The 17,268-nt window shown below is 60.1% G+C and carries 17 protein-coding genes; 11 read left to right on the forward strand and 6 right to left on the reverse strand.

Annotated features, from left to right (window positions below):
* Positions 1-4: 4 nt before the first annotated feature.
* Positions 5-1,288 carry an arsenic transporter gene (locus tag V3W39_RS25980; RefSeq protein ID WP_330213627.1) on the reverse strand — a complete coding sequence of 428 codons (1,284 nt, stop codon included), beginning with the start codon at positions 1,286-1,288 and terminating at the stop codon, positions 5-7.
* Between the two features lie 18 nt (positions 1,289-1,306).
* Positions 1,307-1,663, reverse strand: coding sequence for a metalloregulator ArsR/SmtB family transcription factor (locus V3W39_RS25985; protein ID WP_177048968.1), 357 nt, complete (start codon positions 1,661-1,663; stop codon positions 1,307-1,309).
* 176 nt (positions 1,664-1,839) lie between these two features.
* Here V3W39_RS25985 and V3W39_RS25990 point away from each other — a divergent pair, with 176 nt between their 5' ends.
* The 3 genes from V3W39_RS25990 (at position 1,840) to V3W39_RS26000 (ending at position 3,131) form a co-directional block, all read left to right on the forward strand.
* Complete coding sequence (locus V3W39_RS25990) at positions 1,840-2,055, forward strand: hypothetical protein (protein WP_177048969.1); 216 nt, start codon at positions 1,840-1,842, stop codon at positions 2,053-2,055.
* Positions 2,056-2,127: 72 nt separating this feature from the next.
* A complete protein-coding gene (locus V3W39_RS25995) occupies positions 2,128-2,823 on the forward strand; it encodes an AzlC family ABC transporter permease (RefSeq protein WP_177048970.1) in 696 nt (231 codons plus the stop codon).
* The gene (locus V3W39_RS26000) at positions 2,820-3,131 is read left to right on the forward strand and encodes an AzlD domain-containing protein (RefSeq protein ID WP_177048971.1); all 312 of its coding nucleotides are present in this window, start codon (positions 2,820-2,822) and stop codon (positions 3,129-3,131) included. Before V3W39_RS25995 ends, V3W39_RS26000 begins: the two co-directional genes overlap by 4 nt.
* A 123-nt stretch (positions 3,132-3,254) precedes the next feature.
* On the opposite strand, the gene V3W39_RS26005 is transcribed toward V3W39_RS26000, so the two are convergent.
* Complete coding sequence (locus V3W39_RS26005; protein WP_010171431.1) at positions 3,255-3,515, reverse strand: hypothetical protein; 261 nt, start codon at positions 3,513-3,515, stop codon at positions 3,255-3,257.
* Positions 3,516-3,624: 109 nt separating this feature from the next.
* Between V3W39_RS26005 and V3W39_RS26010 the strand changes: the two genes are divergently transcribed.
* The gene (locus V3W39_RS26010) at positions 3,625-3,978 is read left to right on the forward strand and encodes a hypothetical protein (protein WP_177048973.1); all 354 of its coding nucleotides are present in this window, start codon (positions 3,625-3,627) and stop codon (positions 3,976-3,978) included.
* Between the two features lie 139 nt (positions 3,979-4,117).
* Here V3W39_RS26010 and V3W39_RS26015 read toward each other — a convergent pair whose 3' ends face one another.
* The 3 genes from V3W39_RS26015 to V3W39_RS26025 form a co-directional block, all read right to left on the reverse strand.
* A complete protein-coding gene (locus tag V3W39_RS26015) occupies positions 4,118-4,822 on the reverse strand; it encodes a YoaK family protein (protein WP_177048974.1) in 705 nt (234 codons plus the stop codon).
* A gap of 81 nt (positions 4,823-4,903) precedes the next feature.
* Entirely contained in the window at positions 4,904-6,538 is a 1,635-nt protein-coding gene (locus tag V3W39_RS26020; RefSeq protein WP_330213628.1) for an ABC-F family ATP-binding cassette domain-containing protein, read from the reverse strand.
* A gap of 145 nt (positions 6,539-6,683) precedes the next feature.
* On the reverse strand, positions 6,684-7,712 hold the full coding sequence (locus V3W39_RS26025) for a DNA topoisomerase IB (protein WP_177135055.1): 1,029 nt from the start codon (positions 7,710-7,712) through the stop codon (positions 6,684-6,686).
* 383 nt (positions 7,713-8,095) lie between these two features.
* Here V3W39_RS26025 and tssB point away from each other — a divergent pair, with 383 nt between their 5' ends.
* From tssB to tssH, 7 genes are all read left to right on the forward strand, one after another.
* Entirely contained in the window at positions 8,096-8,599 is a 504-nt protein-coding gene (gene tssB / locus V3W39_RS26030) for a type VI secretion system contractile sheath small subunit (RefSeq protein WP_177079813.1), read from the forward strand.
* 21 nt (positions 8,600-8,620) lie between these two features.
* The gene (tssC, locus tag V3W39_RS26035; protein WP_330213629.1) at positions 8,621-10,159 is read left to right on the forward strand and encodes a type VI secretion system contractile sheath large subunit; all 1,539 of its coding nucleotides are present in this window, start codon (positions 8,621-8,623) and stop codon (positions 10,157-10,159) included.
* Between the two features lie 24 nt (positions 10,160-10,183).
* Positions 10,184-11,539 carry a type VI secretion system baseplate subunit TssK gene (tssK, locus tag V3W39_RS26040; protein ID WP_330213630.1) on the forward strand — a complete coding sequence of 452 codons (1,356 nt, stop codon included), beginning with the start codon at positions 10,184-10,186 and terminating at the stop codon, positions 11,537-11,539.
* Entirely contained in the window at positions 11,536-12,216 is a 681-nt protein-coding gene (tssL, locus tag V3W39_RS26045; protein WP_294736558.1) for a type VI secretion system protein TssL, short form, read from the forward strand. Before tssK ends, tssL begins: the two co-directional genes overlap by 4 nt.
* A gap of 7 nt (positions 12,217-12,223) precedes the next feature.
* Positions 12,224-13,939, forward strand: a complete 1,716-nt coding sequence (locus tag V3W39_RS26050; RefSeq protein ID WP_330213635.1) for an OmpA family protein — start codon at positions 12,224-12,226, stop codon at positions 13,937-13,939.
* 15 nt (positions 13,940-13,954) lie between these two features.
* A complete protein-coding gene (locus tag V3W39_RS26055) occupies positions 13,955-14,446 on the forward strand; it encodes an Hcp family type VI secretion system effector (protein WP_177079816.1) in 492 nt (163 codons plus the stop codon).
* Positions 14,447-14,581: 135 nt separating this feature from the next.
* Positions 14,582-17,230 carry a type VI secretion system ATPase TssH gene (tssH, locus tag V3W39_RS26060; RefSeq protein WP_330213631.1) on the forward strand — a complete coding sequence of 883 codons (2,649 nt, stop codon included), beginning with the start codon at positions 14,582-14,584 and terminating at the stop codon, positions 17,228-17,230.
* The last annotated feature ends 38 nt before the right edge of the window (positions 17,231-17,268 follow it).

Below are 17,268 nucleotides of genomic sequence, written 5' to 3' on the forward strand. Positions count from 1 at the left end.
TCCGTCAGAAACTCAAGCGCAGGGCGAGGGCGGCGAGGGTGATCAACAGCACCGGCAGGGTCAGCACAATGCCGACCTTGAAGTAGTAACCCCAGGTGATGGTGATGCCTTTGCGCGCCAGGATATGCAGCCAGAGCAAGGTGGCCAGGCTGCCGATAGGGGTGATTTTGGGGCCGAGGTCGCTGCCGATCACGTTGGCGTAGATCATCGCGTCCTTGACCACGCCCACGGCATGGCTGGCCTCGATGGACAGTGCGCCGATCAGTACCGTTGGCAGGTTGTTCATCGCCGAAGACAGCAGCGCGGTCAGCACGCCAGTGCCCAATGCCGCACCCCATACGCCGTAGCCGGCAAAGGCATCGAGCCAGGTAACGAGGTAGTTGGTCAGCCCGGCGTTGCGCAGGCCGTAGACCACCAGGTACATGCCCAGGGAGAAAATCACGATCTGCCAGGGCGCTTCCTTCAATACCTTGCGGGTGGAAATCTTGTGGCCCTTGGCGGCGATCACCAGCAGCAGGGTGGCGCAGGCGGCGGAAATCGCGCTGATGGGAATGCCCAGCGGTTCCAGGGCGAAGCAGCCCACCAGCAGAATACCCAGCACCCACCAGCCGGCGAGGAACGTCGCACGGTCGTGGATCGCACTGGCGGGATCGTCGAGGTCTGCCGGGTCGTAGGTTTGCGGAATGTCGCGGCGGAAAAACCACATCAATACCAAGAGGGTGGCGGCGACGCTCACCAGGTTCACCGGCACCATCACGGCGGCGTATTCGTTGAAGCCGATCTTGAAATAGTCGGCCGAGACGATGTTCACCAGGTTGGACACCACCAGCGGCAGGCTCGCGGTGTCGGCAATAAACCCTGCGCCCATGACAAACGCCAGGGTGGCCGCCGGTGAAAAGCGCAGCGCCAGCAGCATCGACATCACGATGGGGGTGAGGATCAGTGCCGCGCCGTCATTGGCGAACAACGCCGACACCAGCGCTCCCAGCAGCACCATGTACGCGAACAATCGCCGTCCGCGCCCACGGCCCCAGCGCGCCACGTGCAAGGCGGCCCAGGCGAAGAAGCCCGCCTCATCCAGCAGCAGGCTGATGATGATCAGTGCGACGAACGTCCCGGTGGCGTTCCAGATGATGTGCCACACCACCGGAATATCCGCCAGGCTGATAACGCCAAGCGCCAGGGCCAGGATCGCGCCCATCGTGGCGCTCCAGCCAACGCCCAGGCCCTTGGGCTGCCAGATGACCAGGATGATGGTGAACAGAAAGATAGCAACGGCTACAAGCATGAAAAGCTCTCCGCAGGATCAGCAGCAGGCGCTGGCCCGTTGTGGTCGGTCACCCATGGTCTGCAGACGCTGGGCGTCTGTTTTTAACCAGGCTTGGTTGGCTTGCAGGGTGGTGTCGAGCACCGCCGTCACCCACTCAGGCAAGGCCGGATTGAGGCGGTAGTAAATCCACTGGCCCTGGCGACGGTCCAGCAGCAACCCGCAACTGCGCAGTTGCGCCAGGTGGCGGGAGATTTTCGGCTGGCTGTCGTCCAGAGCATGGATCAACTCGCACACGCAAAGTTCGCCTTCGCGCAGGATCAATAACGTCAGCCGCGCGCGAGTGGCATCGGCCAGGCACTTGAAGACGTTGGGCGGGGAGAAAAGGTCTGGCATGCTCGTGGCCTAATACATATGGAAATACGAATATACGTATTTCCATATGTATCGGTCAAACCTTGTTTCGATTGATCTGGGTCAACGGGCCGACAATCGACGACAAGTGGTTGAAATTAAACTGAAACACAAATGTCCTAAAGTGCCTGCCCATTGGTGATGAAGGAAGAAAACGTGTGACCCGTGCCACTCGCAACCTGCGCAAGACCCTCGATGCCGTCGCGGACAATAATGAAACCGCGGCCTTTGACCTGATGCGTGCCGTCGAAAAACTCAGCGATGAAGTTTTGCGCCAGCGCCTGCTCAATACCATCCACCGTCTCAACCAGGACGCCCACGAACTGCGCGAAGCCCGGGATGCGGTGGAGCGGGTGTCGGTCAAGCTGGCTTGAGCACGATCGTTCAAGACAATCCCTGATACCACTGGCATGCTTGTCGACTGACTGTCGATGAGCCTGTTGTGTATGCCCAATGCTCTGCCTCTAAACGCCTTTTCCCGTGGCGCGATTGCGATTATTCCGTTGTCCCTGGCCTGTGCGCCCTGGGGATTGCTGGCCGGTTCCACTGCAATCGATGCCCAATTCACCCCGCTGCAAGCCCAAGGGCTGTCGACCATCGTGTTTGCCGGCGCTGCACAACTGGTGGCCATCGGCATGGTCAAGAGCGGCGCCAGCCTGATTTCCATCTTGCTGACCACCTTGCTGCTGACCTCCCAGCATTTGCTCTATGGCATGCACATGCGTCCCACGCTGTCGCCGCTTAAGGCCCGGTGGCGCATGAGCCTGGGGTTTTTGCTGACCGACGAATTCTTCGCCCTGGTCAGCCAATACGACCGTCAGACCTTCAACCGCTGGTACGCCCTGGGCGTCGGCCTGACGTTCTACATCATCTGGAACGTATTTACGTTCGCCGGCATCGTGCTCGGCAAAAGCATTCCCGGGCTGGATCAATTGGGCCTGGAGTTCTCGATTGCCGCGACCTTTATCGCCCTGATCACCCCCGTGGTGCGTGACGTGCCGACTGTCGTCTGTGTGGCCGTGTCGTTGTTGTGCTCGGTCTGGCTGAGCTACCTGCATTGGGAGTCGGCGGTGGTGGTGTCGGGTGTATTGGGGATGAGCGCGGGGTTTGCCTGCAAGCGGCTGGGAGTAGGGCAGCAATGATCTTCGTGATGATTTTTGGCATGGGCCTGATCGTGTTTTTCAACCGCTACCTGTTTATCGAGCCGCGTCTGCCGGTGCGCCTCAATCGCGGGGCGCGTGAGTTTCTCGGGTTTGCCGTGCCGGGGATGCTCACCGCCATCTGCGGCCCGATCATTTTCCTGGCCGATCACCAACTCAACCTGAGCCTGGGCAATCCCTACCTGCTGGCCGGAATCAGCGCCGTGGCATTGATGTTCTGGACCCGCAGCGTGCTGATCACGGTGCTGCTGAGCATGGCGCTGTTCTATCTGTTCCGCTGGCTGCTCTGAAAAACAGGCAAAAAAAAGCCCGCGGGAGGGCGAGCTAGAAGGGAGACTTCTTAAAAATGAGCCTGCCGACTATAGGCGCCAAGGTCTCCCTTCACAGTGAAACAAAGTTCATGAATCTGTCAGCTATTCGATAACCGGGGCGGCGGCTTTCTTGTTGGCCTTGGCCTCGGCGGCCAGGCATTCCAGGGCAAACTGCTCGGTGTAGGTCATCTGGATCGGGGTGCTTTCGCCCTTGACGGTGCGCATTCCGTCGAGGATGTAGCGGATGCGCTTGTCGGTCACGCCGATGCGTTTGGCGATCCACGAAGGCGTTTGGCCAATGCGGCTGATCAGCTTGTCGGCGTAGTCGGTGGAGGGGTTGTAGCGCTCGGCGTTGGGTGTCATGGGGTTTCCGGGTAAAAGCGGGTTCGTAAGTAGGCGGCAGGGTGACGCAATAATCATTCGGTGTCGCCTGCTAATGGTACAGTCGCGTTTTTTCCAAGGAAGCTTCGGTATGCGGATGGTGGTAATTGGCGCTTTGGTACTGGCATCGCTGGCCGGTTGCGCGGGCTCGAAGATGAAAGAGGCGCGTACCGGTACGCCCTACAAAACCCTGGCCTCGGACAAGGCCCCACTGGTGGTTGCCCAGTGCATCCAGTTCGGTTGGCAGGACGAAGCGGTGTTTGGCGTGGATGCCGGTGGCTTCATGGAGCCTGCACAGGCCGGCGGCTTCACCATCTACACCACGGCAGGTGACTACTTTGTCGACGTGCGCACTGCGGGCGCCGGCGCCACGGTCAACTATTACGCGGCCCAGGATGACTATCCCGCCAAGCGCCGGCTCGCCGCACTGGCGACTTGCCTGTAGTCCATTGCGTTAGAAAAATTCAGAAATGCCCTGCGGACAGCCTCGCGGGCATTGCCTTAGTATTTGCGTGCTCACCCGGCGTGGCGGCTCTTTACCGGTACAGGGACGTCGAGGCCGGCGCGTCGGGAGGGCAGCTTTTTTAGCGCGGCATATATCCCAGGTGCCAGCGCCGGGGAATTTTCAGCGACACCAGCCCCAACAGTGCCGACAGCAGCCCGCTGACCAGCAGCGCACGAATCCCCATGTGATGTTCCAGCAATGCGCCGATCACCGCCCCGGCAAACATCCCGGCCCAGGGGATCAGTTGCACGCGCCAGCCGTTGCGCCGTTCACCGAGCATCCAGCGGCCCAGCCCGCGCCCAAACCGAGATAGCGCCCCGGTGACATAAGTCAGTCCCACCGGCAATCCATTCACTTCTTCGACGGCGGCGTTCAGCATGCCCATGGCGATGATCGCTGCGAGCAACGCCGGCAATTGATCCTCGAACGGCCAGGCCGCGGCCCCGCACAGCAAGGTGGCGATGCACAGCAGCAACGGCAAGGCATGGCGCCGGCTGAGGCGGCTGACCATCACCCCCAGCGCGTTGCCGGCGATAAACGTCGCCACCAGCAAGGTCAAGCGACCTGTCAGGCCCAGGTCACCTTCGCTGATCGCCACGGCGAGGCGTGTGGTGTTGCCGCTCATGAACGAGACAAAATCCCCGCTGGCCATGAAGCCGATGGCATCGGTCATCCCCGCCAGTACGGAAAGGCTGGCCACCAGCATTAGCCCGACACGCCCGCGCCATTTGTGGCGATGCAGCAAGGCGGCGTTGGTGTAGGGCTTCAGGGATGAAGGCAGCATGGGGCCGGGTTCCTCGGTGAGATTATCCGGCCACTACGGTAGGGCGCTTTGCGTTCGGGTGCAATGACCTGGCGCAGGCCTTCACACCGGTTCCAGGCGCCAGCCCTCGGCCCGCCACGTCAGGGTATGAGTGGGTTTGAGCGCGGCGAGAAACGCCGCATCGTGGGACACCGCGATCATCGCCCCGGTAAACCCCTGCAATGCCTGCTCGAAGGCGATCACCGATTGCATGTCCAAATGGTTGGTTGGCTCGTCCAGCAGCAACAGTTGCGCCGGGGTTTTGCGCCACAAGGCAATCGCCATGGCGGCCTTCAGGCGTTCGCCGCCGCTGAGGCGTGCCACCGGTTGTGTGACCCGCACGGCGTCCAGCTGTAGCAAGGCCAGGCGCGTACGCAGCTCGCCCTCGGCCAGCGGCGTATCGAGCAGGTTGAGCTGTTCGACGACCGAGCGTTGGTCGTCCAGCAGCGCCAAGTGTTGATCGATATAGGCCGTCGGCACATGCACCGTGCATTTACCGCTGACCGGCTGCAGTTGGCCCGCCAGCAGCTTGAGCAAGGTGGATTTGCCGCAGCCGTTTGGCCCGTGGACCGCCAGCCGCATGGGCCCAATAAGGTTGGCGCTGAGAAAGGTGGCCGGCAACTGCGGATCCAGCCAGGGCAATTGTGTGTGCTCCAACGTCAGCACCTGCCGCCCGCATGGCACTGTGGTGCCGGGTAATGCCAGCAGCGTCGGGGCTTCATCCACCACCTGTTCGTAGGCGTGGCGCACGCGCTCATTCAGTTCGTCCTTGTGTTGCTGGTGAGCGCTGCGCACGGTGCTGACGATTTCGGTGGCGGCGCCTTTCCAGCGTGCTTTGGTGAAACGGTCCACGTTCGCCGTTTCGGCGTGCTTGCGTGATCTGGCGGCATGGCGCTGGATGTCATCGTTGCTTTGCTTCAGGCGCTTGCGTTCGCGGCTGCGCGTAAGTCGCGCGTGTTCCAGCGTGGCCAGGGCCGCGTGCTGCTCTATCTCACGTTGAGCGTGAAAGGCTTCGTAGTTACCGCCGTAAACTTTAAGGCCCAAGGGCGACAACTCGACGATTCGCTGCATGCGGTTGAGCAGTTGCCGGTCATGGCTGACCACGATCAACCCGCCACGCCAATCGTCCAGGATGCCCAGCAGCCATTCGCGGCCCTGGCTGTCCAGGTGATTGGTGGGCTCATCAAGAATCAGCAACTGAGGGTTGGCCAGCAGCGCGCCGATCACTGCCAGGCGGGCCAATTGGCCGCCACTCAACTGATCGGCATGGTCCTCGAAACCGACCTCGGACAAGCCCGCCGCGTCCAGCGCCTTGCGCAGGCGCTCGGCCAGGTCCCAGCGTTCATCGATCCGCTCGAGGTCGTCGATGTGGGCTTCACCACGGGCCAGTCGGCCCAGGGCTTCCAGCACGTCGGCGGTGCCGGTGATTTGCGCGACCGTTTGTTCGGGAAAAAGGCTCAAGGCCTGTGGGACATAGGCCAGCCTGGTGCAGGTCTCAAGCGTACCGGAAGAGGGCGCCAGCCTGCCGGCGATCAATTGCGCGAGCACGCTTTTGCCCGCGCCGTTACGCCCCACAATCCCGGTGGGCGTGGAATCGAAAGACAGGTTCAGGTCTTCCAGCAGGGTTTCACCATTGGCGAACTGGAAATACACGTGTTGCAGGGAAGCGAGTACAGGCAGCCGTTTGACGTCAGTCATCAGCACCTCCAAAACAATGTGGCACAAGCCAACAAGCGCGCCAGGCGGCTCGTTGCGTTTACATGTTGGAAGGCTTAGTGGTTCACGTCAGCGGTCATCCCGGGAGTCAGAAAGGACGGGCAGGGTAACGTACTTTGGATTTTTACTACAAGCGTTCGGCCAGTTGCTCCAGAAACACCGCCAGCCCGACTTCCTCGGCTTTCAAGCCTTTGCGCACCCGTGGCTTGGGCAGTTTTGCCAGCTCGCCGAGGCTGAAATGCTCCAGTACGGCCGGGTGGATATAGCACTTGCGGCACACCGCCGGGGTATTGCCTAACTGCTTGGCGACGTTCTTGACCATCTCTACCACATGCTTCTTGGCATCGGATTCGGGCTGCCATTGCAGCTCGCGCAACACCGCCAACGCCAGGGCGCTGCCGGCCCAGGTGCGGTAGTCCTTGGCGGTGAAGTCCGCCCCGGTGAGGGTATGCAGATAGGCATTCACGTCGGTGGAGCTGACTGTATGGCGCTCGCCGTCCTCGTCCAGATACTGGAACAGATTCTGCCCCGGCAGCTCCAGGCAGCGCTTGACCACCGAGGCCAGGCGTCGGTCCTTCACGGTGATCTGGTGCTCAATGCCGCTCTTGCCGCGAAACTGGAACAGGATCTCGCTGCCCTTGATGTCTACATGTCGGGTGCGCAGGGTGGTCAGGCCGTAGGAACGGTTGTCCCGGGCGTACTGGGTGTTGCCGACGCGGATCAGGGTGGCGTCCAGCAGCAGCACCACCGTGGCCAGGACCTTTTCCCGATTGAACCCAGGCGCAGCAATCTGTGCCTCTAACTGCTTGCGCAGCTTGGGCAGCGCGCTGCCGAACTGCTGCAGCCGGGAATATTTGTCGGTGTCACGCACCTCGCGCCAGCGCGGGTGATAACGGTATTGCTTGCGCCCTCGGGCATCCCGCCCGGTAGCTTGCAGATGGCCGCGCGGGTCGGCGCAGATCCACACATCGGTATAGGCCGGCGGCACCGCGAGGGCGTTGATGCGTTTGATTTCGTCGGCGTCCGTGATGCGTGTGCCGTCGGCCTTGAAGTACTGGAACTTGCCCCGCAGCTTTTTCCGGGAAAGGCCCGGCTGGGTGTCATCGACGTAATGCAGGTCGCGGGGCAGGTCGGCTAGCAACGCAGGATCGGGCATGGCGCAAATTCCTTGGCAGTATTTCTGATTGACCGCAGGGTTTTGCGGTCGTGCCAATGGATTCAGGCCCGCTATGTCAATCAATTGCTCAGCGATTAGCTCTTAGCAACACCTTTTTGCGTGGGTTTGATGTAGGAGAGTTCCCAAGTACGGCGTCGAAAGTTCCTTGGCGTTATATGGGGGCTGGTAAACAACATTTGAAATAATTCATTCTAGTGCTGAAGGAACTGAACGCAAATCATGTAAGCGCTTCATGACCTCTTAAAAAGGAATTTATTTTCTGCGGTTGGTGAGCTGTTTGTCGAGCCAGCTGAAGATATAGGTTCCAGTCTTGATTTTGCATCGGCGTTTGCTGTTAAAAAAATTGCCTGGAGGGAGGGGTTATGGCTACAAATAGTTTCCAGAATGAGGTGCCCAAGGCGCGAGTCAATATCAAACTTGATTTGCATACCGGTGGTGCTCAAAAGAAAGTCGAGCTGCCGCTAAAACTGATGGTTATGGGGGATTACAGCAATGGCGAAGAGCAACGCCCACTGTCTGAGCGTGGCAAGGTCGACATCAATAAAAACAACTTTGACAGCGTATTGGGTGAGTTCTCTCCTAGTCTGAAACTCGCTGTGAATGACACCTTGTCCGACGATGAGTCGGACACGTCTGTCGAGCTGAGTTTCCGTCGTATGAAGGACTTTGAACCAGAGCAGGTAGCTCGCCAGATTCCGCAGCTGCGAGCTCTGTTGGCGATGCGCAATCTGCTGCGTGACCTCAAGTCCAACCTGCTGGATAACGCGACCTTTCGTCAGGAGCTGGAACGCATCCTCAAGGACGATGCACTGAGTGATGAGCTGCGCGCTGAATTGGCAGCCCTGGCTCCTCAAGACCATCATTAATTAATAAGGAAGTTACCTATTATGTCCCTGGAGCAATCACCCCAAGCCTCTCAACTGACTAACGCCTATCAAACAAGTGGGCAAGGTGTCTATGGCGCGTTATTCGCTAAAATCAACCTGAGCCCGGTTGCGGAGTTGAGCGGTATTGATGTTTTTCAAAACTCCGAAGCATTGTCAGAGGTGTCCGCTGATGAGCGGGTCACCGCGGCCGTCAGTGTGTTTTTGGAACTGCTGAAACAGTCATCGCATAAAGTAGAACGCTTGGACAAAGTGTTGCTGGATGAACATATCGCATCCTTGGATGCACAGATCAGCCGGCAACTTGACACCGTCATGCACCACCCCGATTTTCAGCGGGTAGAGTCAACTTGGCGTGGTGTGAAGTCGCTGATAGATCAGACCGATTTTCGCCAGAATGTGCGTATCGAACTGCTGGATATCAGCAAGGATCACCTGGTACAAGATTTCGAAGATGCGCCTGAGATCGCTCAGAGCGGTCTGTATCTGCACACCTACACCCAGGAATACGACACCCCAGGTGGCGAGCCGATTGCGGCGGCCATTTCCAACTATGAATTCAGCCGTAGCCCGCAGGATATTGCTCTTTTGCGCAATATTTCCAAAGTGTCCGCGGCTGCCCATATGCCGTTCATCGGCTCTGTCGGCCCGGCGTTCTTTGGCAAAAAGTCCATGGAGGAAGTGGCCGCCATCAAGGACATCGGCAACTACTTTGATCGTGCCGAGTACATTAAATGGAAGGCGTTCCGCGAGAGCGATGATTCCCGTTACATCGGCTTGCTGATGCCTCGTGTGCTGGGTCGCCTGCCTTATGGCCCGGACACCGTTCCGGTCCGAAGCTTCAACTACATTGAAAGCGTGAAGGGCCCGGATCACGAGAAGTACCTGTGGACCAACGCTTCATTCGCATTCGCGGCAAACATGGTGAAAAGCTTTATCACCAACGGGTGGTGTGTGCAGATTCGCGGTCCGCAATCGGGCGGCGCGGTGACTGAGCTGCCGATTCACCTGTATGACCTGGGCACTGGCAATCAGGTGAAAATCCCTTCGGAAGTGATGATTCCGGAAACCCGCGAATTTGAATTCGCCAACCTCGGGTTTATCCCCCTTTCGTACTACAAGAACCGCGACTATGCGTGTTTCTTCTCGGCCAATTCGGCCCAAAAACCGGCGCTGTATGACACCCCCGACGCCACTGCCAACAGCCGGATCAATGCGCGCCTGCCGTACATTTTCCTGCTGTCGCGCATCGCCCATTACCTGAAGCTGATCCAGCGGGAAAACATCGGGACGACCAAGGACCGCCGTTTGCTGGAGCTGGAGTTGAACAAGTGGGTTGGTGGGTTGGTGACCGAAATGACCGACCCGGGTGACGACCTTCAAGCCTCCCACCCGCTGCGTGACGCCAAGGTGACGGTAGAAGACATCGAAGACAACCCCGGCTTCTTCCGCGTCAAGCTTTACGCGGTGCCCCACTTCCAGGTCGAAGGCATGGACGTCAATTTGTCGCTGGTTTCGCAGATGCCCAAGGCAAAAGCCTAAGCCACTCCGTAGGGAAATGATGAGATGAAAATCGACCGCCCCCTGTGGGCTGCGGGGGCGTTGCTGTCTCCGCAACAATTCCAGCAGCAAGCACGTTGGGAGGCCTGGACTAACGAGAACCTGGCCCATTTGTCGTTGGTACACCCTTGGGGCGTCCTGGGGGTTGCGTTCGATGGGCAAGCCTTGCGCCTGGGTAAGCTCAAAGCTACCCAGGTTCGAGTGCGCATGCCCGATGGTACGTTGGTCGATACCGATCACGTGGATCGGCTGCCACCCGCCCTGGAGTTAGACCGGTTGCTCCCCGAGGCTGCTCGGGACGTTACGCTGCTTCTGGCGTTGCCGTTGGAACAAGCCAACGGCAACAACTGTGTGTTCGAAGGGGAAAGGGCCGATCGGCCAACGCGCTATCGTCAGGATTGGCGACGAGTGCAGGACATCTACGCAGACGAGGTGCAGTCCATCGGTGTGCTGGAGCACGCGCTGACCTTGCGCCTGGCTGATGATGAGAATGCTGACTACCTGACATGCCCGGTCGCACGCCTGGTGCGTGACGGGCAAGGCGCCTGGAATATTGACCCTGATTATGTACCGCCGTTGCTTAGCTTCGCGGCCCATGCAGGGTTGCTGACCCAACTGGATAACCTGTTGACCCAGTTGGCAGCCAAACGTCAACGGCTGATGGGCATGCGCCGCGAGAGCAACCAGCGCATGGCAGATTTTGCCGTGGCCGATGTGTCGTTGTTCTGGTTGCTCAATGCATTAAACACCTATCAACCAGTTCTGGAAGATCTCAAAGCACACCCTGCTCGGCACCCCGAGCAGGTGTACCTCGAGCTGGTCAAGCTCGCCGGCAGCCTGCTGACATTTTCCCTGGAACACGACATCGACAAGATTCCTGCCTATCGGCATGAACAGTTGGAAACCGTCTTCCCGCCCCTGATGCGCACTATCTCCACCTTGCTGGAAGCCAGCCTGCCGTCACGAGTCATTGCCCTGGTGCTGGAGGAGGTTGGGGCCAACCGCTGGCAAGTCACGCTCAACGATGCACGCCTGCGTGAGCGGGACGGTGCCGACTTCTATCTGTCGGTACGTTGCCGTATGCCGGCGGCTCAACTGCAAAGCCAGTTCCCGCGGCTGTGCAAAGTGAGCACATCAGACGATGTCAATCACTTGGTCAATGCTGCGCTTGATGGTGTTCCGTTGCAGCCGCTGAGTCATGTGCCGGCGGCGATTCCGCTACGCCTGGAAAACCAGTACTTCGCCCTTGATCTTGGCAGCGCCAAGGGGCAGGCGATGCTGGCCGAAGGGACGTGTGCCATTTACGTCCCCAGCACGTTACTGGACATCAAGCTTGAACTGTTTGCGGTACTGCGCACATGAACCTGACCGCCTTGAACAAACATACCTTCACTGCGCAGGATCTTGACGCCCTGTTGCAAGACATTTACCTGCTGGTCGTCGAGTTGCACCAAGGGGCTTCGCTGCAAAACAGTCCGCAGTTGCCGGAGCGTTGCGCGAAGCAGGTCGAACAGGTTCGACAGGGCCTCAAGGACGCCGGCGTCGGTGCGCGCAGCCTCGAGCTGATCAGTTACGCCCAGTGTGCGTTGCTGGATGAGACCGCACTGGGTTGTGCCAAGGGAGAGGCCCATGCCAATTGGGCTCGCGAGCCCTTGCAGGCAAAGTTCTTCAATCGTCATCAGGCCGGTGAGTTCCTGTATGAAGATATCGGCGAAGCGCTGCGTCAGCCCGCGTCTGATGTGCTGGTGCTGACGGCATTCCAGCGAGTTCTGATGCTCGGTTTTCAGGGGCGCTACCGCGATGTAAACGATCCTGAGCGCGAGCAACTGTTAACCGCCCTGAATGCGAGGGTCGTTCCTCTGCAACTCAATCACACGCTGACGACGCACCGCGTTGGCCGCGGGATACACCGTCTGCGCTGGGTAGGTTCGCCACTGGCGCACGTGCTGATGGCGGGCCTGTTATTGGCCGGCACCTGGTGGGGGCTGGACCACTGGCTGGGCGGCCTGATCGTCACGCTTTTACCAGGTCAGGGGTGAGAGCGTGATGACACTCAAGCTGACACGAGGCCTCTGGCTGTGGGCCGGTGCGCTGGCCTTGACCCTGTTGCTGGTTATTCCGCTCACCGCCGGGGTGCGTGCAGTGGCCGCTTTGGCCATTGTACTAATGCTCGTCTGGGGGTGGGTCCGAACGGGGCGTCGTTTTGCATGGCGCGGCCGACAACTGTTGCTGGCTGGCGATATGGCCCTGCCACCGGCAGGTTATCGCAAGCCTGTGGTGCTGGTCTGTGGCGATGGGCTGGCGGGGCTCTTTGGCGAGCTGCCTGCCGAGCAACTGGTGCTGCGCACCACCGCGCAAGGCTGTTATGTGTGCGTACCGGTTCTTGACCAACTCGTGTCGGTCACTGCCAGCATCCAGGCCCGGCGTCCGGATTGGGCGGGACAATTGTGCGTGATGTTTATCGCCAACCCTGCAGAGCACACGGATTCAGCCGCATTGGGTGGTCGGGTGCGTGCTTTCCGTCATCAGGTCGCCCTGGTGCGCAAGCGCGGTGTGGCGCTGCCGCTGATGCTGGTGAGCTATCTGCAGGCAGCCAAAGGCGGAGGGGCCTGGTTCAGTTGGGAGTCCGGGCAAACCAGCCCTTACGTGAGTGAGGCTGGCGCCAGCGTCAGCTTGTTCGACTGGCAGGGGCAGGCCACCAACGGCGCGACTTACGCCGAACGCCTGTGCAGTGGGGTGCAGATAAGCAGCGCGTCGACGTGGCTGGGAGAAGCGCTACTCCCACACTTGGAGACGCGGCCCGTGGCCTGCGCGATCACTCTGGTACCGGGTCTTGCGCAGAGCGTGGAAGGCAACCTGTGGCAACAATGGCTGCATGACAGGACCGGGTTGAATGGTGCCGGACAATCTCCCGCAGGCTCCAGCCCGGCCTTGCCGTTTCCCGACCCTCTGCTGAATTTGCTACCGATCCATACCCGCAACCCCGCAGTTGTCCGGGCAGGTATTACGGCGCTGTGGCTGTTTGTGTCGGCCGGCGTTGTGGCGCTGGCCAGTTCGGCCTGGCAGAACAACCTGCTGTTGCGTCAGGTCAGTGATGACTTGCGGCGCTACACCACCATTCCCTCGGCCGACCATCGTGACCAACCCCACTTCGTCTTGGGCGAAAACGCCGTGGCGGTGCTGCGCCAGGACGCCATGCGGCTGGATGACTACTACCGCCACGGCGCACCCTTGGGGCTGGGCCTGGGGCTATACCGCGGCGATCGGTTGCGGCTGCCGCTGCTGGCGACCATTGCCGATCACCGTCAACCGCCCGGGGCCCCGGCGCCCGCCGAGATCTCCAACCCGGTACGGCTCGACAGCCTGTCGTTGTTTGGAACCGGGAGCGCCGAACTCAAGGCGGGCTCAACCAAAGTCCTGATTAATGCACTGGTGGGCATCAAGGCTCAACCGGGTTGGCTGATTGTCATCGCGGGCCATACCGATGTCACCGGCAACGCCGCGCATAACCTTGAATTGTCCCGCGCCCGTGCCGCATCCGTGCGCGACTGGATGCAACGCATGGGCGACATCCCTGACAGCTGCTTCGCCGTTCAAGGCTTTGGCGCCAACCAGCCAATCGCCAGTAATGACACCGAAGATGGGCGTACTGCCAATCGCCGTGTCGATATCCGCCTGGTGCCGGAGACGGGGGCCTGCGCGCCACCCACTGCGGTGCCTGGCAGGAAAACCTCTGTCGCATCCAGCGACATACACCCCTGAGAAAAGGAGCTTCACATGGCAATTCCCGTTTACCTATGGCTGCAAGACGACGGCGGCGCTGAAATCAAAGGGTCCGTTGACGTACAAAAACGCGAAGGCAGCATCGAGGTCATCGCGCAGGACCACAGCCTGTACATCCCCACCGACAACAATACCGGCAAGCTGACCGGCACCCGGGTTCACACCCCGTTCCTGTTCTCCAAGGAAATCGATGCCTCCAGTCCTTACCTGTACAAGGCGGTGACTACCGGCCAAACGCTTAAGAGTGCCGAGTTCAAATGGTTCCGCATTGATGATGCCGGCCAGGAAGTCGAGTACTTCATCACCAGGCTGGAAAACGTCAAGGTCGTGAAAGTCGCGCCGAAAATGCACGACGTCAAAGACCCGAGCAAAGAAAAACACAACCATCTGGAGCAGATCGAGCTGCGCTACGAGAAGGTCACCTGGACCTACAAGGACGGCAACATCATCCACTCCGACTCCTGGAACGAACGCCAAAGCGCCTGATGCACAGGACCGGCAGGCGCACGTGCGCCTGCCGGTGGGCGGTGTGCAGGGTTGAGCGCCCGTTCGCGGGCGTTCAGCCAAATACATCGAGTCCCTTTGACTAAACACCCATAACTCCGAACAGGGATGTACCTGATGGTCCACAATTCCACTCGTTTGCTTCGCCGTCTGAACCCCTACTGCGCCCAGGCACTGAGTGCGGCAGCCACCTTGTGCCAGAGCCGTGCCCATGGACTGATCAGCATCGAGCACTGGTTGCTCAAATTGCTGGAGCAGGGCGAAGGCGACTTGACCCTGATTGCCCGTCGCTACGAATGGGATATGGACGCACTCTGGCGCGGCTTGCTCGACCACCTCGACACCTTGCCGCGCAGTGTGCAAGGCAAGCCGCAGTTGTGCGGCAAGCTGCAGCACCTGATCAAGAACGCCTGGTTGCAGGCATCCCTTGATGGCAACAACCACACCCTGCGCTCGGCTCATCTGCTTGGCGCTCTGCTGGAGACGCCCAGCCTGCTTGCCTGTGACGCTGCTTGGCCGCTGCTCAGTATCAGCGATACCCAGTTACAGCGTTTGTTCGAGTTGCTCGATCAACATTCAGAGGAGCGCCCGCAGGTACAGCAAGAAGCCGCGCTGGATTGCACCGAAGTGCCCGTCTCATCGGGCACCGACGGGTTGGATGCCATGCAGGTCATCCTGGATAAATTCACTCACGACATCACGGCCAAAGCCTGGGCGGGGCAGATCGACCCGGTATTCGGTCGGGACGATGAGATTCGCCAGGTCGTCGACATTCTCAGTCGTCGACGCAAGAACAACCCGATTCTGGTGGGGGAGCCTGGGGTGGGTAAAACCGCTCTGGTAGAAGGCCTGGCATTGCGCATCGTCGAGGGCAACGTGCCCGACAGCCTCAAGCGGGTCAGTGTACGCATCCTCGATTTGGGCCTGTTGCAAGCCGGCGCCGGGGTAAAAGGCGAGTTTGAACAGCGCCTGAAAAACGTCATCGAGGCCGTACAGCAATCCCCCAACCCGGTGCTGCTGTTTATCGATGAAGCCCACACGCTGATCGGCGCCGGGAACCAAGCCGGCGGGGCCGACGCGGCCAATCTGCTCAAGCCCGCGTTGGCCCGCGGAGAATTACGCACCATCGCCGCCACCACCTGGAGCGAATACAAACAGTATTTCGAACGCGATGCGGCGTTGGAGCGGCGCTTTCAGATGGTCAAGGTTGAAGAACCGGATGATGCGAATGCTTGCCTGATGTTGCGCGGCCTCAAGGAGCGTTACGCCAAGCACCACGGCGTGCATATCCAGGATGCAGCGGTGCAGGCGGCGGTCACGCTCTCGCGACGCTACCTGACCGGCCGCCAACTGCCGGATAAAGCGGTCGACCTCCTCGACACCGCCAGCGCCCGAGTGCGCATGAGCCTGGATTGCATGCCCCAGACGTTGGTCCGTCTGCGTGCTCGGCAAGGAGCCTTGGAGTTGGAGGCGCAGGCGTTGGAGCAGGATCAGCAGTTTGGCGACGACGGTGCCGATGAGCGCTTGACGACCATCGCCGCACAACATACCGAGTTGCATCACCAATGCATCGATTTGGAAGATCAGTATCAACACGAACTCGACCTGACCCAACAGTTGATTGAAGCGCGCCAGGCGCAGCCGCTGCAACGGGAGACCTGTGCAGCACTGCAGAAACGGCTGGACGAGATTCAGGGCAATCAGCCCTTGCTGTCCCTCGACGTCGATGCCCGCAGCGTAGCTGAAGTGATCGCCGACTGGACCGGTGTGCCCTTGGGCAGTCTGCTCAAGGACGAACAAGCCAACCTGCTGGAACTGGAATACCAACTGGGTGAACACGTCATCGGCCAGGAAGCAGCACTCGGCGCTTTGGCTCAGCGCCTACGTGCAGCCAAGACCGGCCTGACAGACGAGAAAGCGCCGCTGGGCGTATTTTTGCTGGTGGGCACCAGCGGCGTCGGCAAAACCGAAACCGCCCTGACGCTGGCCGACAAGCTATTTGGCGGGGAAAAGTCGCTGATCACCCTCAACCTCTCGGAATACCAGGAAGCCCACACCGTCAGCCAGCTCAAGGGCTCGCCGCCGGGCTACGTCGGTTACGGCCAGGGCGGTGTGCTCACCGAAGCCGTGCGCCAAAGGCCCTACAGCGTGGTGCTGCTCGACGAAGTAGAGAAGGCGCACCGCGACGTCCTCAACCTGTTCTACCAAGTCTTCGACCGGGGCTGCATGCGCGATGGCGAAGGACGGGAAATCGACTTTCGCAACACCGTCATTCTCATGACCTCCAACCTCGGCAGCGATGAACTGCAAGCCTGCCTGCAAGAGTTCCCCGCTGCGCCCGACAGCACCCTGCACGAATTACTCCGCCCGATCCTGCGGGAACACTTTCAGCCGGCCTTGCTGGCCCGTTTCCAGACCCTGATCTACCGCCCGCTGCCAGCCGACGCCTTACAGCGCATCGTCGCGATCAAACTCGCCAAGGTGGCCAAGCGTTTACAGCGTCACTACGGGCTGGAATGCCAGATCGATGCCGCCCTCAACGACGCGTTGGTAGCCGCTTGCCTGTTGCCCGACACCGGCGCACGCAACATCGACAGCCTGCTCAACCAGCAGATCCTGCCGGTGCTCAGCCAGCAGTTGCTGCAACGCCAGGCCGCCCGACAGAAAACCCGCAGCGTGACCTTGGGCTACAGCGACGAGGAGGGCGTCATCCTGCATTTCATTGACGCCCAAGACGCGGTAGCGCCCGATGCGATGGAGGCCTGAACATGCTTAATGAACTGCGCTGCTTTTTCGACCACAGC

The sequence above is a fragment of the Pseudomonas sp. Z18(2022) genome (assembly GCF_036346535.1).
GTDB lineage: Bacteria > Pseudomonadota > Gammaproteobacteria > Pseudomonadales > Pseudomonadaceae > Aquipseudomonas > Aquipseudomonas yamanorum_A.